This is a genomic window from Propioniciclava soli (genome assembly GCF_014858005.1).
GTDB classification, from domain to species: Bacteria; Actinomycetota; Actinomycetes; order Propionibacteriales; family Propionibacteriaceae; genus Propioniciclava; species Propioniciclava soli.
Genome location: NZ_JACYOT010000004.1, coordinates 380,287 through 401,365 on the forward strand (window position 1 = coordinate 380,287; position 21,079 = coordinate 401,365).

General features: G+C 72.4%; 17 protein-coding genes. 13 read left to right on the top strand and 4 right to left on the bottom strand.

What is annotated here, in order from left to right; all coding sequences use genetic code 11:
* The first annotated feature begins 68 nt into the window (after positions 1-68).
* The 6 genes from IFY26_RS04510 (at position 69) to IFY26_RS04535 (ending at position 10,120) form a co-directional block, all read left to right on the top strand.
* Positions 69-5,732 (top strand): S-layer homology domain-containing protein, encoded by a 5,664-nt coding sequence (locus IFY26_RS04510; protein WP_232547798.1) that lies wholly within the window; start codon positions 69-71, stop codon positions 5,730-5,732.
* Between the two features lie 126 nt (positions 5,733-5,858).
* Positions 5,859-6,287, top strand: a complete 429-nt coding sequence (locus tag IFY26_RS04515; RefSeq protein WP_232547799.1) for an OsmC family peroxiredoxin — start codon at positions 5,859-5,861, stop codon at positions 6,285-6,287.
* A gap of 108 nt (positions 6,288-6,395) precedes the next feature.
* Positions 6,396-6,692: an Asp-tRNA(Asn)/Glu-tRNA(Gln) amidotransferase subunit GatC gene (gene gatC, locus IFY26_RS04520; RefSeq protein ID WP_232547917.1), complete on the top strand. Its 297-nt coding sequence runs from the start codon at positions 6,396-6,398 to the stop codon at positions 6,690-6,692.
* Positions 6,689-8,245 (top strand): Asp-tRNA(Asn)/Glu-tRNA(Gln) amidotransferase subunit GatA, encoded by a 1,557-nt coding sequence (gene gatA, locus IFY26_RS04525; protein ID WP_232547800.1) that lies wholly within the window; start codon positions 6,689-6,691, stop codon positions 8,243-8,245. Before gatC ends, gatA begins: the two co-directional genes overlap by 4 nt.
* A 1-nt stretch (position 8,246) precedes the next feature.
* Positions 8,247-9,740: an Asp-tRNA(Asn)/Glu-tRNA(Gln) amidotransferase subunit GatB gene (gatB, locus tag IFY26_RS04530; protein ID WP_232547801.1), complete on the top strand. Its 1,494-nt coding sequence runs from the start codon at positions 8,247-8,249 to the stop codon at positions 9,738-9,740.
* Positions 9,737-10,120 (top strand): VanZ family protein, encoded by a 384-nt coding sequence (locus tag IFY26_RS04535; RefSeq protein ID WP_232547802.1) that lies wholly within the window; start codon positions 9,737-9,739, stop codon positions 10,118-10,120. The genes gatB and IFY26_RS04535 overlap by 4 nt, the downstream gene beginning before the upstream one ends.
* A gap of 310 nt (positions 10,121-10,430) precedes the next feature.
* On the opposite strand, the gene IFY26_RS04540 is transcribed toward IFY26_RS04535, so the two are convergent.
* Positions 10,431-11,093, bottom strand: a complete 663-nt coding sequence (locus tag IFY26_RS04540) for a hypothetical protein (RefSeq protein ID WP_232547803.1) — start codon at positions 11,091-11,093, stop codon at positions 10,431-10,433.
* Between the two features lie 401 nt (positions 11,094-11,494).
* Here IFY26_RS04540 and IFY26_RS04545 point away from each other — a divergent pair, with 401 nt between their 5' ends.
* Both IFY26_RS04545 and IFY26_RS04550 read left to right on the top strand, forming a co-directional pair.
* On the top strand, positions 11,495-12,568 hold the full coding sequence (locus tag IFY26_RS04545) for a PfkB family carbohydrate kinase (RefSeq protein WP_232547804.1): 1,074 nt from the start codon (positions 11,495-11,497) through the stop codon (positions 12,566-12,568).
* Between the two features lie 109 nt (positions 12,569-12,677).
* On the top strand, positions 12,678-13,970 hold the full coding sequence (locus IFY26_RS04550) for an NRAMP family divalent metal transporter (protein WP_232547805.1): 1,293 nt from the start codon (positions 12,678-12,680) through the stop codon (positions 13,968-13,970).
* A gap of 2 nt (positions 13,971-13,972) precedes the next feature.
* Here the strand turns inward: IFY26_RS04550 and IFY26_RS04555 are convergent, their stop codons facing one another.
* From IFY26_RS04555 to IFY26_RS04565, 3 genes are all read right to left on the bottom strand, one after another.
* Positions 13,973-15,100, bottom strand: a complete 1,128-nt coding sequence (locus IFY26_RS04555; RefSeq protein ID WP_232547806.1) for a tetratricopeptide repeat protein — start codon at positions 15,098-15,100, stop codon at positions 13,973-13,975.
* A complete protein-coding gene (locus IFY26_RS04560; RefSeq protein ID WP_232547807.1) occupies positions 15,097-16,485 on the bottom strand; it encodes an ATP-binding protein in 1,389 nt (462 codons plus the stop codon). The genes IFY26_RS04555 and IFY26_RS04560 overlap by 4 nt, the downstream gene beginning before the upstream one ends.
* Before the next feature lie 195 nt (positions 16,486-16,680).
* On the bottom strand, positions 16,681-17,313 hold the full coding sequence (locus IFY26_RS04565) for a TIGR03085 family metal-binding protein (RefSeq protein ID WP_232547808.1): 633 nt from the start codon (positions 17,311-17,313) through the stop codon (positions 16,681-16,683).
* 27 nt (positions 17,314-17,340) lie between these two features.
* Here IFY26_RS04565 and hisI point away from each other — a divergent pair, with 27 nt between their 5' ends.
* From hisI to trpC, 5 genes are read left to right on the top strand one after another with little or no spacing between them, the layout of a single operon-like run.
* A complete protein-coding gene (hisI, locus tag IFY26_RS04570; protein WP_232547918.1) occupies positions 17,341-17,718 on the top strand; it encodes a phosphoribosyl-AMP cyclohydrolase in 378 nt (125 codons plus the stop codon).
* Positions 17,715-19,238: an anthranilate synthase component I gene (locus IFY26_RS04575; protein ID WP_232547809.1), complete on the top strand. Its 1,524-nt coding sequence runs from the start codon at positions 17,715-17,717 to the stop codon at positions 19,236-19,238. Before hisI ends, IFY26_RS04575 begins: the two co-directional genes overlap by 4 nt.
* A 4-nt stretch (positions 19,239-19,242) precedes the next feature.
* Positions 19,243-19,800 carry a Trp biosynthesis-associated membrane protein gene (locus tag IFY26_RS04580; RefSeq protein ID WP_232547810.1) on the top strand — a complete coding sequence of 186 codons (558 nt, stop codon included), beginning with the start codon at positions 19,243-19,245 and terminating at the stop codon, positions 19,798-19,800.
* Positions 19,797-20,063: an HGxxPAAW family protein gene (locus IFY26_RS04585; protein ID WP_232547811.1), complete on the top strand. Its 267-nt coding sequence runs from the start codon at positions 19,797-19,799 to the stop codon at positions 20,061-20,063. Before IFY26_RS04580 ends, IFY26_RS04585 begins: the two co-directional genes overlap by 4 nt.
* A 49-nt stretch (positions 20,064-20,112) precedes the next feature.
* Positions 20,113-20,910 carry an indole-3-glycerol phosphate synthase TrpC gene (trpC, locus tag IFY26_RS04590; protein ID WP_232547812.1) on the top strand — a complete coding sequence of 266 codons (798 nt, stop codon included), beginning with the start codon at positions 20,113-20,115 and terminating at the stop codon, positions 20,908-20,910.
* Positions 20,911-21,079 lie beyond the last annotated feature (169 nt).

Below are 21,079 nucleotides of genomic sequence, written 5' to 3' on the forward strand. Positions count from 1 at the left end.
GGCGGCAACCGGACTCCTTGCACCGATGCGTCCCGTGGCAGAGCGGGACCTCGGCAGGGGGTGCTCCCATGGCTCGTCCGCTCCGTTGGTTGGTCACGCTGGTTCTCGCGTGGGCGCTCGTGTTCGGCCTCGGTCCCGCGGCCCGCGCCGAGGTGGGGGACCCGGCCGTCGCCCCGGCCACGCCGACGCCCACCGTCACCGCCACGCCCGAGGCGCCACCCGCCGCGACGCCGGAACGGTCGCCCGACCCCACGCCCGAACCCACTCCCCTCTTGCGGCCGGAGCCGTCCGCCGACCCCTCACCCACCCCCGTCCCGCCGGCGGAACCGGCACCCGACCCGGCACCTGAGGTCGCGCCGGAGCCTGCCCCGGAGAATGCCGCGAACCCGGCTGGCCCGGTGGCAGAATCCCCGGACGCCGGGGCCCCGAACGCGCTTCCCGAGACCGACGCCTGCATCGCGATGCCGCTGGCGGCATGGGCAGCGCCCCTGCCGGTGGCGGCAGTGCGGACCGGACTCCCGGAATGCTTCACGTTCACCACGCGCACCACCGGCCCGCACCAGGTGCGCTACGGCCGGCCGGGTGCAGGCATGCCCACCGAACTGTCCGTCTACGATCCGGCCGGCACGCTCGTGCGTCGGTTCGACTCATGGAACCGCGGCGCGGTCGCCCCGCTCACCGCGGCGGTGACCTACCGGCTCATCGTCGGCGGGGGCGCCGTGGCCCCCGACCCGGCCTACACCGTCGGGGTGTTCGACCTCCTCGGCACCGCCTGTCGCTCCATCTCGACCGCCTGGGACGCCCCGGACGAAACCATCACGTCCACCGCCCGCGGCCAGCTCGACTGCCGCCAGCTCACCGCAGCCGGCCCGGACACCCTGTGGCTGAGCGCCACCGGTCACCCGGTCGACGCGCTGGTCTACGACGCCTTCGGCGCGCAGCAGTGCTACGCCAGCATCACCGGCTTCGCGTGCCGTCTCGCCGCCGCGGGGCGCCATGTCGTCATCCTGCAGCCCGCGTCGGACGACCACGCGACGAGCACCATCAGCGTGCGGTCGCTGTCCGACGATCGCGGCTGCGTCACGGCGCCGCTCGGCTCCTGGCGCTCGCCGCTGCCGGCCGCCACCACGCGCACGCGGCTGGCCGAGTGCCGCCTCGTCACGACCACCTCGACCGGGCCCTACGTCATGCGTCTGCAGCCGGGCGCCCGGCGGCTGCAGACGTATGTCTTCGACACGGCGCGCACCCTCGTGGGTGAGCACGACACCAGCGACCTCGGCCCCGACGCGTACGCGGTGCTCCGTCTCCAGGGCGGGACCACCCACACGGTGGTGACCGTCGGCCCCGTGGATGCAACCCCCCAGACCTACCAGATCGGGCTCCTCGACATCATGGGCACCCCGGGGTGTGAGAGCGGCCTGGGCCGATGGGACGCCCCCGCCCGGCCGTTCGTCGCCGCGACCGGTGCCGAGGTCGACTGCCTGCAGCCCACGGCCGAGCGTGCCGGCCCTCTCCTGGTGTCCCTCGGCGCGCTCGGTTTCGTGGCGCTGGGTTTCGGCCCGGACGGTGGGCAGATCTGCGAGGTGACGACGAACGAGCCCATGACCTGCGGCGCAGCCGACCTCGGGCCGCGTCGGCTCCTGCTCATGCGTGGCACCCCGGCGGCGGGTGAGACCACCGTGTGGATCGGCGACCTGGCCGCACCGACCGGATGTGCGCCGCTCGGCACCGCCGCGTGGCGGACCCCCCTGCCCACCTCCGCGGTGCGCACCGGACCGCCGGAGTGCTTCGTGTACACGCCCACGGCGAGCGGAGCGCACGCGCTGCGGATCCATCGCACCACCGGGGCGGCACGGTTGTCCGTCACCGTGCACGATTCGCGGGGAGCGCGGGTGGCGGCCTTCGCCACGGACGGCGTCGACGAACCTTCGGCGGTGGTCGGGCTCGCGGTCAACGCTTCCCATCTGGTCGTCGTCACCAGCCCCGCCGCAGCGGCCGACACCACCTATCGGGTGGGGGTGGTTCCGGTCATGGAATCAACCGGTTGCCCGGTGCTGGACTCCGACCGGTGGGACACCGCGCCGTGGACCGCCGCCCTCGATCCGGGCGATCTCTGGGACTGTCGAGAACTCACCTCACCGGCCGGGAGCACGCTGTGGTGGTCCCACCTGGACCTGACCGGCAGCCCCGTCTTCACGGTGGTGGACGCTGTGGGTAGCCAGGTCTGCAGGACCCGGACGCGCTTCTCGGTGGGGTCCTTCCGCACGGGCGCGTGCCGGCTCACCGGCGTTGCGCCCTTCCGCGTCCTTGCCCAGTCGGCGAACGAGCAGCAGGCGCGGGGCACGACCTCCTGGGCGTCAATGGCGTCCAGGCAGGCCTGCGCGGACGCGTCCCGCACCATGTCATTCGCCGAACCCGCGGCCAGCTTCCCCGCCCCGGCGACCGCCGGCGTCCGCTGCCTCACCCTGGGCCTGAGCACGGGCGACACGGCCCTGTTCTCCCTGGCGGGGGCCGATGTCGCGGCGCTGGCGGGCTACATCGTGGACGCCGCAGGCGAGGAGCAGTGCAGCACCGCGGCCAACGCGAGTGTGTGTCGCCTCCGGGGGCGGGCACCCTTCCGCGCCGTGGTCACGGCCAGCCGACCCGGCGCGGTCGGGTCGTGGCAGGTGGCGGTGCGCCGCATCAACGCGCCGGTCGGCTGCGAACGCCTGGACTCGCTGGTCACCGGTGCCAGCTGGGCCACCCGCCTGGATGCCGTGGACGCCGCCCGCTGCGTCCGCTTCGTGGCGGGCGCGGGGGACCAGCTGGATGCCACGGCGTCCAACCCGGACGCGCCGGCCACTCTCCCGTACGGCATCTTCCAGGCGGACGGAACCGATGCCTGCAAACACCGCACGGACAGGACGGACCCCAACTGCGCGGTGAGGGCCGGCGGCGACCTCACCGCCGTCCTCTGGGCGCGCAGCACCGTGCCGCTGGGGCGCGTGACGTTCGGGCTCGCCTGCTGGAACCCGGTGTGCGGTCCGGCAGCCTTCTCCTTGGCGCGCGTGACGCCAGCCGTGGTCGGCGCGGGAGCCACGACCAGCGTCGAGGTGAGCGGAAGGGTGCTCCTGCCCGGGACGACCGTGTCGCTCGTGCGTGGTGGTACCACCGTGCCGGGCACCGTGACCTCGTGGTCCGCCGACGCGCGCTCGGCCACCGTGCGGTTCGACCTTGCGTCCGCAGCGCTGGGATCCTACGACGTGGTGGCGCACTCTGCGACTGAGGGAACGGCCCGCCTCTTGGCCGGGCTGACGGTCCAGGCGCCCGAACAGCCGATCGTCAACGCCCGGCTCCTGACGCGGGGGGCCTTCCGCTGGGGCCGCTCCACCAGGTTCACGGTTGAGGTGACCAACCACGGCAATGTCGACGCGGGGGGCGTGCTGCTGATGGTCACCGGTCTGCCCGCGGCCAGCAACGTCAGCCCGCGGTTCAGTCTGGTCGATCCCAGGCTCCCCGTCACCGGGCGATCGGACTGGTCGCAGGAGCGTGACACGTTCGTGCGTGACGGCGTCCGCGGCATCCCGCTCTACCTCAGCAGTCTGCCCGCCGGGAGCACCCGCTCCTACGAGTTCAACCTGGAGGTGCCGCAGCCGGCCCCGTTCACGCTCAGCGTGTCGGCTGGGCGTTGCCTCGTCACCGAGCCGCCCGGTGGCCCCGGGGCCGGCGTTGCCGAATCGGGCCGCTCTGCCGGGAGCGCCCAGCCGGACGCCTGGGGCTGGTTCGGGGCCGGTGGGTGCGGTGACGCGCTGCTCGACCTGTTCAAGCAGATCGTGATGGACGCCGTGCCGGGCGGTGCGTGCGCCGGTCTGGCCGCGGACGCTGCCGCCGCGATCGCCCGGAACGTCGCCAACGAAGCGCCGCCGTTCAGCGCCGCCTCGGCGTCGGACCTGTTCTGGTCCGGCCTGGGCTCGGTGGCCTGCGTGTCCTCCGTGATCCCGGGAGGGCAGGGACTGGCGGCCGTCCTCGGCGCGCTGGGGGAGGCCAACACCATGTTCACGGCCCTCGAGAAATGCTGGCCCGAGCAGGATTCGGCGACGATGGTGCCGGTCGCCTCGTTCGATCCGAACGAGTTGGTCGGGCCCCGCGGCGGCGGAACGGCGCACGCGCTGACGCCCGGTGGACGCCACCGGTTCTGCATCTACTTCGAGAACCTCGCCACCGCGACGGCCCCCGCCCAGGAGGTGCGGATCACCCACCACATCGACCCGGCCCACTACGACCTGGGCGACGTCCGGTTCTCCGACGTGCAGTTCGGCGCCACCCACTGGACACCCGTCTCACCGAGCGGCCAGGTCGACGAGCGCCTCACGATCCCCGACGCGCTGGTGGTGGACGTGGATGCCACCGTGGACGCGGCGGCCGGCACGATCACCTGGTCGCTCATCACCATCGACCCCCTCACCGGCGAGCTGCCCGAGGATCCACTGCGCGGCTTCCTGCCGCCCAACACCGACGGGACGCGCGGCCAGGGCGTCGTGTGGTTCGACGTGCCGCTCCGCGACGTCGCGAGCGGGACGGCGACCTCGAGCATCTCCGACATCGTGTTCGACCTCAACCCGGCCATCCGCACGAACACGTGGAGCAACCTGATCGACGGGGTCGCGCCGCAGGCGGGGCTCGCGCCGCTGCCGCCAAACTCCCCGAATCCGACCTTCCCGGTGTCCTGGCAGGCCAGCGACGCCCACGCCGGCGTCCGGCAGGTGGAGCTGTTCGTGACCGTCGACGGTGGCGCGCCGACGCCGTGGGCCACGGTCACCGACGCGACCGGTTCGCGCCCGTTCACTGGCGCCCCGGGGCACGCCTACGGGTTCTACGCGATCGCCACGGACGCCGCCGGGCTCCGCTCGGCGACGCCCACCGCGCCGCAGGCCACCACCCGGGTGGGGTCCGGAACCACGGCCGTCACCGCGGTGCCGCCGGTGTTCGCCGAACGCTGCGGCACCGGGTCCGACACCGTGACCATCCCGGCGACGCCCGGCGTCGGCTACCTCATCGGTGGCCAAACCGCCGCGGCCGGCGTCCACCCCGCGCGGGGGCAGGTCATCGTGGAGGCGCGGGCCCTGCCCGGGTACGTGCTCACGGGCACGACCCGCTGGGCCGCCAGCTTCGCGGCCGGCAGCGTGTTCGACGACGTGCCCGTGGGCACCGAGCACCTGGAGTCGATCTGCTGGATGTACGTCCGTGGCCTCACCACGGGCTACGGGACGCCGCCGCGGCTGACCTACCAGCCCGTGTCGCCGGTGAACCGCGACGCCATGGCGGCCTTCCTCTACCGGTACGCCGGCAGCCCCGCCTACACCCCGCCCGCGATCTCGCCGTTTGCCGACGTGCCGACGACGGCGCAGTTCTACAAGGAGATCGCGTGGCTCGCCGAACAGGGCATCACGACCGGCTGGGAGACCGGGGGCCGCCGCTACTACCGTCCGCTGACGCCCGTGAACCGGGACGCGATGGCGGCCTTCCTCTACCGGTTTGCCGGCTCCCCGGTGTGGACGCCACCCGCGGCGTCCCCGTTCGCCGACCTGACCCCGAGCACGGCGTTCTATTCCGAGATCACCTGGCTGGCCCACCACGGCATCACCACCGGCTGGGTGGACGGCCCGCGCCGACAGTTCCGCCCGGTGAACCCGGTGAACCGCGACGCCATGGCCGCGTTCCTGCAGCGCTACGACGCCGCCGAGCTGCGGTGAGTGTGCCGCGGGCCAACGCTGCGGCGAGGGCCCGGGCGGGGAGGGGGTTGGCTGGCGCCCGGGCGTGGGCAAGGATGGGAGGCGGTGCGCCGGCGTCCGAAGCCGGCGCGGAACCGAGGAGGATTCATGGCAACCACGAGCACCGCGAAGACGCACTGGGAAGGCAGCCTGACCGAGGGTTCGGGCACGACCGAGCTGGTCACCTCCGGCGTCACCAGCTTCGACGTGTCGTGGGGCAAGCGGGCCGAGTCGGGCGAGGGCACGACCAACCCCGAGGAGCTCATCGCGGCGGCGCTCGCGACGTGCTACTCGATGGCGCTCTCCCACGCGCTCGCCGGCAACGACACCCCGCCGGAGCGCATCGACACCGAGGTCGGCATCGACTTCGTGCCCGGCACCGGCATCACCGGCGCCGCGATCGCGGTCTCCGCGACGGTGCCCGGCCTGTCGGAGGAGGAGTTCCGCCGCTTCGCCGAGGACACGAAAGCCAACTGCCCTGTGAGCGCCGCACTGTCGGCGGTCGACAAGACCCTCACCATCCAGTTCCAGGGCTGAGGCCACCAACCGGCCGAGACACCCGGCCGAGACACCGGCACGGACCCGCCCGTCCCCACCCGTAGGATGGGCGGGTCCGTGACCGTCCGACACCAGGAGCTCCCGATCGTGGCGTTGACCACCGCCGATGTGGCCCGGCTCGCCGAGCTGGCCCGCATCGCTCTCACACCCGAGGAGCTGGAGCGCCTGGCGCCGCAGCTCGACGTCATCCTGGACGCCGTCGCGTCCGTCTCTGAGGTGGCCACCGCCGACACCGAGCCGATGTCGCACGCGCTGCCGCTGACGAACGTGTTCCGCGACGACGTGGTGACGCCCAGTCTGCCCGCCGCAGCGGTGCTCGCGGGTGCCCCCTCGGTGGAGGACGGCCGCTTCCGCGTGCCGCGCATCCTGGGGGAGGGCGCGTGAGCGCGGCGATCCTGACAGCGACAGCGTCCGACCTGGGGCGCCGCATCGCCGCGCGCGAGCTGACGTCGGTCGAGGTCACGCGGGTGTTCCTCGGCCAGATCAAACGGGTGGACGCCGACGTCCACGCGTTCCTGCACGTGGACGCCGAGGGTGCGCTCGCGCAGGCCGCGGCGGTGGACGCCCGGCTGGACGCGGGGGAGGAGCTGGGGCCGCTCGCCGGCGTCCCCCTCGCGCTGAAGGACCTGTTCTGCCAGGAGGGCGTCCCGACGACGGCGGGCTCGCAGATCTTGGCCGGGTGGCGGCCGCCGTACTCGGCCACCGTGACCCAGCGGTTGCTGGACGCGGGCATCGTCATCCTCGGCAAGACCAACCTCGACGAGTTCGCGATGGGCTCCTCAACGGAGAACTCCGCGTTCGGCGCCACGCACAACCCCTGGGACCTCGACCGGATCCCCGGCGGTTCGGGGGGCGGTTCGTCGGCGGCGCTGGCCGCGTTCGAGGCGCCGCTGGCAATCGGCACCGACACCGGCGGCTCGATCCGCCAGCCCGCATCGGTGACCGGCACCGTCGGCGTCAAGCCCACCTACGGCGGCACGTCGCGCTACGGCGTCATCGCGATGGCGTCCTCGCTCGACCAGCCCGGCCCGTGCGCGCGCACGGTGCTGGACGCCGCCCTCCTCCACGCGGTGATCGCCGGCCACGACCCGATGGACTCGACCTCGATCGACGCCCCGGTGCCGCCGGTGGTGGACGCCGCCCGCTCCGGCGACGTCCGAGGCCTGCGGGTCGGCGTGGTCCGCGAGCTCTCCGGCGAGGGGTATGCCCCCGGGGTCGAGCAGCGCTTCGGCGAGGCGGTGGCGTTGCTGGCGCAGGCCGGCGCCGAGATCGTCGAGGTGAGCTGCCCGCACTTCGGGTACGCGCTGGGCGCCTACTACCTGATCATGCCGTCGGAGGTGTCCAGCAACCTCGCCCGCTACGACGCGATGCGCTACGGGCTGCGCGCCGGCGACGACGGCACCCGCTCGGCCGAGGAGGTCATGAACCTGACGCGCGGCGAGGGCTTCGGCGACGAGGTGAAGCGCCGCGTCATCATCGGCACGTACGCGCTGAGCTCGGGCTACTACGACGCCTACTACGGCTCGGCGCAGAAGGTGCGGCGGCTCATCGCGTCCGACTTCGACGCGGCCTTCGAGCAGGTCGACGTACTGGTGAGCCCCTCGACGCCGACGACCGCCTTCCGCCTGGGGGAGCGCACCGCCGATCCGCTGGCGATGTATGCCTCCGACCTGTGCACCATTCCGTCCAACATGGCGGGCAACGCGTCGGGGTCGTTCCCGTGCGGTCTCGCCCCCGAGGACGGCCTGCCCGTCGGGTTCCAGGTGATGGCCCCGCCGCTGGCCGACGACCGCGTGTATCGCGTCGGGGCCGCGCTGGAGCGCGCACTGGGCGGCGGCGTCCTGACCGATCGGATCGCCGAGCGGTGGACGGCGGGCGCGGCGCCCGACGGCTCCGCACCGGACGACACCGCGCGTGACCGCGCCGAGGAGGCCTGAGATGGACGACCTGCTGACCTACGACGCCGTCCTCGCGCGGTTCGACCCGGTGCTCGGGCTCGAGGTGCACGTGGAGCTGAACACCGCGTCCAAGATGTTCTGCGGCTGCGACAACACCCCCGGGGGTGAGCCGAACACGACGACCTGCCCGGTGTGCCTCGGCCTGCCGGGGTCATTGCCCGTGGTGAACGCCCACGCGGTGGAGTCGGCGATCCGGATCGGGCTGGCGCTGAACTGCCAGGTGGCGCCGTGGTGCCGCTTCGCGCGCAAGAACTACTTCTACCCCGACATGACCAAGGACTTCCAGACCTCGCAGTACGACGAGCCGATCTGTTTCGATGGCTGGGTCGACGTCGAGGTGGAGGGGGAGACCTTCCGCATCGAGATCGAGCGCGTCCACATGGAGGAGGACGCCGGCAAGCTCAGCCACGTCGGCGGGGGCACGGGCCGGATCGTGGGAGCGGAGTACTCGCTGGTGGACTACAACCGGGCCGGCACGCCGCTCATGGAGATCGTGACCCGCCCGGTGCGCGGGCTCGGCGCGAAGGCCCCGGCCGTGGGGCGGGCGTACATGGCGATGCTGCGCGACCTGATGCGGGCCCTCGGGGTGTCCGATGCGCGCATGGAGGCCGGCAACATGCGCTGCGACGCGAACGTGTCGCTGATGCCCACCGGCACCGCGGAGCTCGGCACCCGGACCGAGACGAAGAACGTCAACTCGCTGCGCTCGGTGGAGGCGGCCTTGACCTACGAGATGCGCAGGCAGGGGGCGATCCTGGCCGAGGGGGGCCGCGTGGTGCAGGAGACCCGGCACTGGCACGAGGATGGGGAGTACACCTCCCCGGGCCGCAACAAGGAGCAGGCCGAGGACTACCGGTACTTCCCCGAGCCCGATCTCGTGCCGATCGCGCCCGACCCGGCCTGGGTGGAGGAGCTGCGGGCCTCGCTGCCGGAGCTGCCCGCCCGGCGTCGGGCCCGGCTGCAGGAGGCGTGGGGCTTCTCCGACCTGGAGATGCGCGACGTGCTCGGCAACGAGGGCTCGCTGGACCTGATCGAGGCCACCGTGGCCGCCGGTGCGCCGCCGGCCGCGGCGCGCAAGTGGTGGCTGGGCGAGCTGGCGCGGCGCGCGAACGAGGCCGGCGTCGAGCTCGGCGCCGTCGGCGTCACGCCGGAGCAGGTGGCCCAAGTGCAGGGGCTCGTCGACGCGGGGACGGTGAACGACAAGCTGGCCCGCTCCGTGTTCGACGGCGTGCTGGCCGGTGAGGGATCGCCGGAGGAGGTCGTGGCGTCCCGGGGCCTCGCGGTGGTCTCCGACGACGGGGCGCTGGGCGAGGCCGTGGATGCGGCCATCGCGGCGAACCCCGACGTGGCCGACAAGATCCGCGCCGGCAAGGTGCAGGCCGCCGGGGCACTCATCGGGGCCGTGATGAAGCAGATGAAGGGCAAGGCCGACGCGGCCCGTGTGCGCGAGCTGCTGCTGGAGCGCCTGTCGTGAGCTGGCGCTGGGCGGTCGCGGTGCTGGCCGTGGTCGCCCAGACGCTGGCGCTCTACTGGCCCGATCCGGTGGAGGCGCCCGACGGTCTGGCCCTTCCGCACGCCGACAAGGTGGTGCACGTCGGGATCTTCCTCCTCGCGACGTGGGCGCTGCTGCGCGTGCTGCCCGCATGGGGCGCGCTCGGGTTGATGGCCGTGCAGGTGGTGGCGAGCGAACTCGTGCAGGGCGCGCTGCTGCCGCACCGCTCCGCCGATGTGTGGGACGCCGTGGCCGACCTGGTCGGCATCGCGCTGGGCTGGGCGCTGTGGCGCTGGACTCAACGTCGCGCCATCGACGAAGCGGTGGCTGTGGCGCGTGGAGTGATGGAAAAGCGACTGTGAGTGTGCACTCATTCGCGCGTTGAGCGTGCTTGCGCGCCCGTTTGTGAATCGAGTGTCGTGTTTTCGTCGGCGAGGCGAGTTGCCCCCACGATCAGCTCGTGCGCCGGGTGGCGCGCCGTACCCGTCCGGTGACCGGGCGCGTGCCGCGGAGCAGAGCAGCCCGCGCGGTGATGGCCGCCCACATCAGTTCGGTGACCGTGTCGTCGGGGGCCAGCACCGAGACCGCGGCGAACCGGATGCGCTGCCATGACAGGGCTGCAGCGGCGGCATCGCTGAGCCTGTCCGCGACAAACGGGATGCGTCCGCCGTATTAGGTGTAGCCGTCAGCCTCGAAACCGAGCAACAGATCCGGGAGGGCGAGGTCGAAGTAGCGCACGCTGCCGTCAGGCAGCACGACGCGGTGGTTCGTGCGGTGGGCATAGCCGCAGTCGAGTGAGCGGAACCGCCGTTGCAGCTCCCGCTCGGCTTCGGACCATGGTTCGTCGCGTGAATCCACCAGCAGCCGTCGCCGTTCGGCATCGCCGCGGCGCGCAGGGAGTCCGGCGAAGACGGCGTTCACCTGTTCCAGCCGGACCGCCCCACGGCGCAGGGCCTCGTCGATGACTGTGCCGCCCAGCTCGGAGAGAAGGTCCAGCACCGTCAGCGGGGGGCTGGTGACCCGGATTCCCTTGCGCTCCCACACCAGTTCCGCTGGGACTTCCCGCCGCTCCCAGCGCAGGACGCCCGCGTCGGTGCGGTGCTTGGCGCAGGCGATGTGGACCAGAGGTGCCGGCAGCTCCGGCCACCACGTCAGCGCGGCCGCCGCCCGCCCCGTGATGACGGCAGTCGGTGCCAGGTGCGCCACCGCGCGACCCAGCAGTGCAGTGCTGATCTCGCCTGGGGGCGCGTAGATGCCTGAGGCGACCCGCTGTAGGGTGCCGGCGTGCAGCGCTCGGTCGATCTGGCTGGCGAGCCGCGGATGATCGCGCCTCACGATCAGGCCGTGCCCGGCATGCAGGGCCAGGGTCAGTGCTTCTTCACACTCTCTTCACATTAGGCCGGGCCTGTCATGCGGCCCTCGCTTGGGCCGCCACGAGGCATGCCCGCCCGGCCACGCAGGGGGCTGCTCCCAGGCCAAGCAGCGAGTTGCCGGCGCTAGACCGACGAAAAGGCGACAGTGAGTGCGCGCTCATTCGCGCGCTGAGCGTGCATGCACCGCCGGTGTGAAATCGAGTGTCGTGTTTTCGTCGCGGTGCTCCGGAGAGGAGCTCGTGAGGGCCGCCGGGAGGACCCTGCCCAAGCTCCGTGGCACCCGACGGCAACTCCCGGCGCGGCCACCTCGACCACCCCTAGGATGGTAAGCGCCATCCGTCCCCGATCCCTGGAGAAGAAGCCATGGAACTCCGCAACGACGCACAGTGGTCCCTGGTCGTGCCCACGTCGATGGGTGTCCGCATCACCCCCGAGAACCGGGCGGGCGTGCACAGCGCCGACCGGTTCTTCCTGCAGGCCACGAGTGCCGAGACCAACGTGGCGAGCGTCGTCTCCTACCTGGGGGAGCCCGCCAAGGTGCTCACGGCCTTCGTCGAGGGGTCGCCCATCGCGGCGCTGATCAAGGCCGACCTGCGCAAGCGGGGGATGGCGTACGAGGGTCCGGAGATCCCGCAGGGCGACGCCTGGGGCTACCGCCACCAGTTCAACATCGCGGACTCGGGCTTCGGCGGCCGCGCCCCGCGCGTGTGGAACGACCGCGCCGGTGAGGTGGGCCGCGAGCTCAGCGTCGACCAGTTCGACCTCGACCGCCTGTTCGGCGACGAGGGGGTCAAGATCCTGCACCTGTCGGGTCTCATCGCCGCGCTCAGCCCGTCGACCTCGCAGTTCTGCGTCGAACTGGCCAAGGCGGCCAAGGCTCACGGCACGGTCGTGGCCATGGACCTCAACTACCGCGCCACCTTCTGGAAGGGTCGCGAGGAGGAGCTGTCCGCGGCGTTCCACACCATCGCCGAGAACTGCGACATCCTCTACGGCAACGAGGAGGACTTCCAGCTCTGCCTCGGCATCGAAGGTCCGCAGGCCGGCGGTGAGTCGATCGACTCCGAGATCGACGAGTTCAAGGCGATGATCGGGCGCATCCAGGAGAAGTACCCGAACGCCCACTGGATCGGCACGTCCCTGCGCGAGGTCGTCTCCGCCAACCGCCACACGTGGGGCATCCTGCTGTGGAACGACGGCGAGTTCTACCTGGCGCCGCTGCGCGACATCGATGTGCTGGACCGCATCGGGGGCGGCGACGGCTCGGTGGGCGGCGTGCTCTACGGAATCCTGCAGGGCTGGGACGTCGAGAAGTGCGCCCAGTTCGGCTGGGCCACCGGGGCGCTGGCCGCCACCTCGCTCTACGACTACGGCCAGCCGGCCGACGAGAAGCAGGTCTGGGATTTGTGGAAGGGGAACGCGCGCGTCCAGCGCTGACCTAGACGCGCCCTCGGGGGCCAGCCGTGTCCCCGGAGGGGTGATCCGGCATGCGGACGCCGGCGTCCCGGTTCGCGGGACGCCCGGCGGCCGTCCTAGCCTGAGGACCATGCCCACCCAGCGACGCAGCTCCGGCGCGGCCGACACCGCTCCCAACGCCTCCACCACGCCACCGCCCGCCCGGCACCGCCTTGCGACCCTCGGTCCCGGCATCCTCATGGCCTCGGCCGCGATCGGTGGCTCGCACCTGGTGTCGTCGACGCAGGCCGGCGCGAACTTCGGCTGGCAGCTCTTTGGGCTGGTCATCATCGCCAACGTGATGAAGTACCCGTTCTTTCGGTTCGGACCGCAGTACACGGCCGAGACCGGCAAGAGCCTCGTGGAGGGCTACGCCGACAAAGGCCGCGCCTATCTGTGGGTGTTCTTTGCGCTGTGCGCCGTGTCGTCGGTCGTGTCCACCGCCGGCGTGGCGCTGCTGGCCGCGTCCATCCTCGCCTTCGCCGTGCCGGCGAGCTGGGGCCTGGGCGTGCCGGTCCTCGCCGTCGTCGTCATCGGCTCGACGCTCGTGCTGCTCCTCACCGGCCGCTACCGCGCGCTCGACTGGATCAGCAAGCTGATCGTGACCGTCCTGGCGCTGGTGACGGTCGTGGCGGTCGTCTTCGCCGCCATGGCCGGTTCGCAGATGCAACCCGGCTTCGTCGAGCCGTCACCGTGGAACTTCGCCACGCTGGGCTTCCTCATCGCCCTGATGGGGTGGATGCCGGCGCCCATCGAGGTGTCTGCCCTCAACTCCTTGTGGATCAAGGCCAAGGTCCGCGACCGGGACGCCAACCCCAAGGACATCCTGTTCGACTTCAACGTCGGCTTCGTGACCTCCGCCGTTCTCGCGCTGTTCTTCGTCGCGCTCGGCGCGCTCGTCCAGTACGGCCGCGGCACCGAGATCTCGACCGCCAGCGGCGCCTACATCGCCCAGCTCATCGCCATGTACGCCGCCACCATCGGGCCCTGGGCTGCCCCCATGATGACGCTGCTCGCCTTCTTCGTCATGTACGGCACCACCATCACCGTCGTCGACGGCTACGCCCGCGCCAACGCCGAAGCGGTGCGCCTGCTGCGCGGGCGCCCGGCCATGTCGCGCGGCGAACTCAGCGCCTGGACGGTCGGCATCGCCCTGGTCGGCCTGGTCATCGTGCTCTTCATGGCGTCCTCGCTCGCGGCCATGCTGAACTTCGCGATGATCAGCGCGTTCGTCACCGCCCCGGTGTTTGCGTGGCTCAACTTCTCCCTGGTGCGCCGCGGTCGGCTCTCCGTGGCCATGCGCGTCCTGGCCTGGGCCGGGCTGGCGTTCCTCATCGGCTTCACCCTGCTCTTTGGCGCCAATCTTCTCGGGCTGGTGGGCTGAGGTCACTCCAAGAACTGCTGCCGCCGGAGCCGCCGCTTCACCAGGGGGACGCGGACCCAGCTGACGACCACGGCCGCGAACAGGAGGAGGAACCCCGCCGTCACGGCCACGAGACTCGGCGGTGTGCCCGAGCCCGACAGCCCTCCGACGGCCAGGATCACGCTCATCACCAGCCCGACACCCAGGCCGATCCACACGAGCAGCAACAGCGCGGCCCACGCGGCACCCAGCGGGTCGCGCCGCGCGTATTGGCGCAGGTAGCGCTCGCCCTGGTGGGGGAACTGCTGCCGGATGGGGCGCAGCCGCTTCCGCAGGATCGAGACCGCCCACGCGAGCAGGGCCGCGAACGCCACCGCCAGCAGCACCACCGCCAGCCATGGCGAGCCAGCGTCGCGCAGGAACAGCGATGACACGGCACCGAGCACCCACAGCGCGCCGAACGTCAACAGGTGGACGCGTTGGACCGCCGTGGTCAGCGCCTGGTCGAGCACGGTCAGGGGGAGCCGTGCCTGCGGGGCGCCGGCCAGGACGTTCGCCATGCCGCGCACCCCCTCGTCCCAGTTCCCCCGCTGCAACGACAGTGACGACAGGTTGTTCAGCGCCTCGATGTGCTGCGGATCGAGCTCCAACGCCGCGCGGTAGGCCTCGGCCGCCGCCGCCGGATTCTGCTCGTGGAGCACGTACCCGTATGAGAAGTGCGCATCGGGGTCGTCGGGGGCCAGGTTGAGACCCTGCTGCGCCGCCGCCAAGGCCTCCTTGCCCCGGCGGAGATCGATGAGGCTCTGGGCCCGCTGCTGGTGCGGGTCGCTCCACGCAGGGTCGGCCTCCGCCGCCGCCTCGAGGTAGGGCAGGGCCTCGCGGCCGCGGCCGGCCTCGCGCAGCGTCGAGCCGAGCATGAACAGCGCGGCCGGCCAGGCAGGCTCCTCCTGCACGGCCGACCGCGCGGCCTCGATCGCCTCCTGGCGGCGTCCGGCACTGGCGTGCGCCGAGGCGAGCAGCAGGTGGACGGGCGCGGCGGCGTCCGGGTGTTCGCCGAGCAGCCGGATGAGCAGTTCCATCGCCTGGGCGTCGCGCTTCAGCGCGATCAGTTCTTGGGCCTTCTCGAGATCCCGCTCGTAGGTGTCGCTCACAGCAGCCGGTTCTTCTTCATGTAGGCGCGCAGGTCGTCGTACTCGCCGCTGCGGTCGGAATACTCGACGACGTTGCGGGCGATGTCGAACCACGGGCCGGAGGACGGCCGCACCTGCTTGCGCGCGGCCTCCAGGTCGCGCATCGTGATGGGCCGCGCCGTGCCCCGGCGCACGCTGTCCATCATCACCGTCTCCGCGGCGCTCTCGCACAGGTGGGCGAGATCGGCGCCCGTGAAGCCCTCGGTGAGCCGGGCGAGCTTGCGGGCGTCGATGTTCTCGATCGGGCGCTTCGCGAGCAGGTTGGTCAGGATCGCCATCCGGGCCGGTTCGTCCGGGGGCAACACCAACAGCGTGCGATCGAGGCGTCCGGGACGCCGCAGCGCCGGGTCCACATCCCACGGGGTGTTGGTGGCGGCCAACACGTACAGGCCCTCGTTGTCGCTGCCGATACCGTCCATCTCCTGCAGCAACTGGTTCACCACACCCCGCGTCGCGGTGTTGCGCGTGAGGCTGCGCTTGGCGCCGATCGCGTCCAGCTCATCGAGGAACACCACGCAGGGCGTCCGCAACCGGGCCGCCTCGAAGAGCCCGTGCAGGTTGCCCTCGGAGTTTCCGACGTACATGTCGAGCACGTCGGTGAGCGTCACGTTCAGGAAGCGCGCACGCATCTCACCGGCGATCGCGCGCGCGATGAACGTCTTGCCGCACCCCGGCGGCCCGTACAGCAGCATGCCGCCGCGCAGGCTCTTGCCGTAGAGCGCGCGCATCTCCGGGTTGCGCATCGGCGCGAGGAACGACACCTGCAGGCGTTCCTTCACGTCGGTCAGGCCACCCACGTCGTCCAGCGTCACCCCAGGGTTCTCGATCTCCCAGAGGTCGGACGCCTCGGGCTCGCCCTCGTCGGTGAGGATGGGGTCGTCGTCGTCCTCGTCGCTGTCGATGAAGCCCGGCGGCGTGGGCCGCCGGAACTGTTCCTCGGCCTGCGACCAGTCGAAGCCGGACGCCGGGGCCGGCTCGTCGTCAGGCTGCGACGAGTCCGCCGATTCGGCCCCGGCCGGGGGCACCGGCGCACCCGGCGGCGTCGTGGGGGCCGTGGGCAAACCCGACGGGGTTGAGGGCTGCGGCTGAGCATCCGATGGCGGAGTGCTGGAGGTGTCGGGGGACGGGTGGGGGGCAGGCCCCGGCTGGGCGCCCAGGGCCCGTCCCATGAGGGCGCGGGCCTGCTCGTTGCCCGGGTCGGCCTGCAGCGCCACGGCGCAGTGGCTGACCGCCTCGCCGCCACGGCCGTCCATCACGAGCAGCTCAGCCACATGCAGCCGGAGGGGTAGATCGTCCGGGGCTGCGGCCAGCGCGCGCAGGAGCGATTCGATCAGCGGGTTCGTCACGCGAGCATACTAGGGGGACGCTCTGACATCGTCAGCGGTCCGCCCCGCACCAAGGCCGCCGCCTTCCTCCCGGGCCGTCGAGAACGCGGGGTTGTGCATGGGTTGTCGACGCCGACGGGCCGTTCTGCGTCGAGAAGGGCTTCGTGTGCATGGGTTGTCGACGACGGCGCGTGGCGCCGCGCTGGCCCGTCCGGCTCAGAAGCCCTGGTGCGTCGAGGTCAGCTTGGCGACCGTCGCGGGTTCGCCGATGAGCTCGACGTCGGCGTCCGCCATGCGCCCGAAGGCGAACAGCAGCAGCTCCGACGGCTTGCCGGCCACGGTGACGGTGCTGGAACCGGGCTTCACGCGCAGGGTCTCCGGCACATCGGTGCGCTCGAAGACGATGCCGCAGGTGGCGTCCCGCATCAGGGGCTTGGCCATCTTCTCCAGGGAGGCGGCGACGTACCCCTCGAACTCCGACCCCAGGTCGCGCGGGGGCAGCCCGGCGGGTCGGCGGACGTCCTCGGTGTGCACGAAGAACTCCCCGGTGTTCGCCAGCTCGTCCAGCCCCGGAATCGCGAACACCGACGCCAGCCCCGGGCCGCGGCGGATGCGCTCGACGAGTTCGGCGAACGTCCAGCGCGAGCGGACGGCGTCGCTGCGCGCCTCGGTCACCCCCGCGAGCGGCTTGATGAACGCGCCGGAGACGGCCAGGGGGTCGTTCTCGCGGATCCACACGTGCACCGCCAGGTCGTGGGCGTCCCAGCCTTCGCACAGGGTGGGCGATTCCGGCCCCGCCTCGAGCAGCGCGTCACACAGTGCCTTGCGTTCGTCCTTGGCGAATCCCATGACGGCAGCCTAGTCGCAGCCGTGTCAGTGCGGCGTGGAACAATGCAGACCATGCCCATGACCCTCGCCCCCGCCATCGCTGGGCGCCTCAAGCGCAACGGCGACGGGCTCGTCGCCGCGGTCGTTCAGGACGCCGGCAGCGGCGCCGTCCTGATGCAGGCCTGGATGGACGACGAGGCGCTGGCCCGCACCCTGGCCACGCGCGAGGCGACCTACTGGTCGCGCTCGCGGCAGGAGCTGTGGGTGAAGGGCGCCACCAGCGGCCACACCCAGCACGTGCGCAGCGTCCGGCTCGACTGCGACGGCGACACCGTGCTGCTCGTCGTCGACCAGCTCGGCGGCGCGTGCCACACCGGTGACGCCACCTGTTTCGACGCCGACCTGCTCCTGGGAGACGACGCATGACCACCACGCCCGAGCTCGCGATCACCCCGGACGCCGCCGGCTTCGCGGCCGCGGCGGCCCAGGAAGGTCGGCGCGTCGTCAGCGTCTGGGCCAAGCTGCTCGCCGACGACATCACCCCCGTCGGCCTCTACCACCACCTGTGCGGCACGCGGACCAACACCTTCTTGTTCGAGTCGGCCGAGGCCGGCGTGTGGGCGCGCTGGTCGATCGTCGGGGTCAACGCGACCTCGGTGCTCTCCGAGCGGGACGGGCGCGCCCACTGGGACGGCCGCGCGCTCGCCCACTTGCCCGCGGGCGGCGACCCGCTGGAGGCCTTGGCCGCGACCCTGGCGCACCTCCACACCCCCCGCGACGAGGCCCTGCCGCCGATCGCGTCCGGCATGGTGGGCTACCTCGGCTACGACGTCGTCCGCCGCCTGGAGAAGCTGCCGGACGCCAACCCCGACGACCTCGGCATCCCTGAGATGGTGATGATGCTGGCGGCCGACGTGGCGGTGCTCGACCACCACACCGGCGAGGTGTGGCTCATCGCCAACGCGGTCAACTACGACGACACCGGCGAGCGCATCGACGAGGCCTATGCGGACGCCGTCGCGCGCGTCGAGGCGATGGCGGCCCGGCTCGCCGAGCCGATGGCGACCCTGGCATCGCTGCCGGCGCCGGAGGCGTCCGGGCACGCCGTCGAACGGCAACGCACCCAGCCCGAGTTCGAGGCGGCCGTGCGCGCGGCGGTGGAGGACATCAAGGCCGGCGAGGCGTTCCAGATCGTCGTGAGCCAGCGCTTCGAGGCGCCCTGCGACGCCGACCCGCTCGACGTCTACCGCGTCCTGCGCGTCACCAACCCCAGCCCCTACCTGTATCTCCTGCGCCTGGACGCCCTCGCGATCGTCGGCTCCAGCCCCGAGGCCCTCGTCACGGTCTCGGACGCCCACGTCCTCACCCATCCCATCGCCGGCAGCCAGCCCCGCGGAGCCACGCCTGAGAAGGACGCCGCGCTGGAGGCCCACCTGCTCGCCGACCCCAAGGAGCGCGCCGAGCACCTCATGCTCGTCGACCTCGGCCGCAACGACCTCGGCCGGGTCTGCGTGCCGGGCACGGTCACGGTGGTGGAGTTCATGAAGGTGCGCAAGTACAGCCACATCCAGCACCTCGAGTCGACCGTCGTGGGCACCCTGGCCCCCGAGCGGACGGCGCTGGACGCCACCCTCGCCTGCTTCCCGGCCGGCACGCTCTCCGGGGCGCCGAAGGTGCGCGCCATGGAGATCATCGACCGGCTGGAGGTCTCCCGGCGGGGGCTCTACGGCGGCGTCGTCGGCTACTTCGACTTCGCGGGCAACTCCGATGTCGCGATCGCGATCCGCACCGCCGTGCTCAAGGACGGGCGGGCCTACGTCCAGGCGGGCGGCGGCATCGTGGCCGACTCGGTGCCGGCGTCCGAAGATCTCGAGTCCCGCAACAAGGCCGCCGCCGCGCTCCGGGCCGTCACGGTGGCGTCCGGCCTGCGGCGGCTGGCGCGGTGACGCGATGAGGTTTACGCCGCGTCCGGCCCTGGCGCTCTGCCTGGTGGCCGCGTTCGGCGTCGCGCTCGCCCCGTGGTGGACCCTGGAGTGGCAGGGGGCCGTCGGCTCGGGGACGGCCGCCATCGACGGGGCGACCGGCACCGGCGGCCTGGCCCAGGTGCTCGTCGTCGCGGCGGCCGGCGGCCTGTTGCTCACGCTCACGCTGCGCCAGGCCGGTCGCCGCGTGGTCGGCGTCCTGCTCGGGCTGTTGTGCGCCGGGATCGCCGCGGTCGGGATCGCGGCGTTCAGCCCGGACGCCGCCCGCTTGGCCGCGACCCAACCGGCCGCGACCCTGGCCACCGACGTCACCGCCACGGCCACCGTCTGGCCGGGAGTCGCCGCCGCCCTCGGGGTGTTCGGCGTGGTGGCGGCGGGGTGGCTCGTCGCCCGCCCGATGGCCGCGCGGCGGCGTCCGGATCACGAAGCGCCGTCGCTGGAGGTGGCGGATTCGCAGGCTTCTTGGAAAGCTATGGACTCAGGGATCGACCCGACCCAGGATGGACCCGGACAGGAGCACTCATGAGCGACACCGACCAGAAGGCCGCCGACCGTCGCCAGGCCGCGAACGGGGACCTGGACGAGCGGGTCGAGTACGGCCACCACGGCAAGACGCCTGCGGCGTGGACCGGCTCGGCGATCGCCGCCGTCGGTGCCATCGTGGCTGCCGTGGGATTCGTGCTGCCCGGCATCAACTGGTGGGTCATCGGCGCCGGACTCGCCCTCATGCTGGTCGCGCCCATCGTCGGCGCGATCCTGCGCTCGATGGGCTACGGGCAGCGCATCTGACGCGTCGCGCGCCGCCACGGCGCGCGCGGGGGTAGGAGAGACAGAACACATGGGTGTCCTCGACGACATCGTGGTGGGCGTGCGCGAGGACCTTGCCGCACGGCAGGCCGTGCGTCCGCTCGGCGAGTTGACCGACGTGGTGGCGGCGCTGCCGCCGACGCAGCCGGTGCTGCCGGTGTTCCGCGCGCCCGGGCTCGGCGTCATCGCCGAGGTGAAGCGCAGCTCGCCGTCCAAGGGGGCGCTGGCCGACATTCCCGATCCCGCTGCCCTGGCCCGCGCCTACGCGGCCGGGGGAGCCAGCGCGATCAGCGTGCTCACGGAGCGGCGTCGCTTCGGTGGCTCGCTGGAGGATCTCGTCGCCGTCCGTGCCGCGGTGCCCACCCCGCTGCTGCGCAAGGACTTCATCGTGACCCCCTACCAGCTCTGGGAGGCCCGGGCCGCCGGCGCCGACCTGGTGCTGCTCATCGTTGCCGCGCTGACCGACGCCGAGCTGGCCGAGCTGTCGGCGCTGGCGTCCGAGCTGGGCCTGACCACCCTGGTGGAGGTGCACACCGAGGAGGAGACGCGCCGCGCCGTCGCGTCCGGCGCCCCGCTGATCGGTGTCAACAACCGCAACCTGCAGACGCTGGACGTCGACCTCGCGCAGTTCGAGCGGCTCGCCGGCCTCATCCCCGACGACCGCGTGAAGGTGGCCGAATCCGGCATCGGCAACGTCGCGGACGTCGAGCGCGTGGCCGCCGCGGGTGCCGACGTGATTCTCGTCGGCGAGGCCCTGGTGCGCCACGGCGACCCGGCGGCATCGGTTGCCGACTTCATCGCGGCGGGCACCGCCGCGCAACCGCGGTGACGCACGTCACCGCCCGAGGAAGGACACGCGTGAGCGATCCCACCCAACCCGCCTCCACCCAGGCCGCCCCCACGGAGCCCGCCGGGGAGCTGGCCGGTCTGGCGACGACGACCCCCGACCCGACGGGCCCGGCGGATCCGCACCCCGGTGTCGCGGGCGAGGGGAGCGG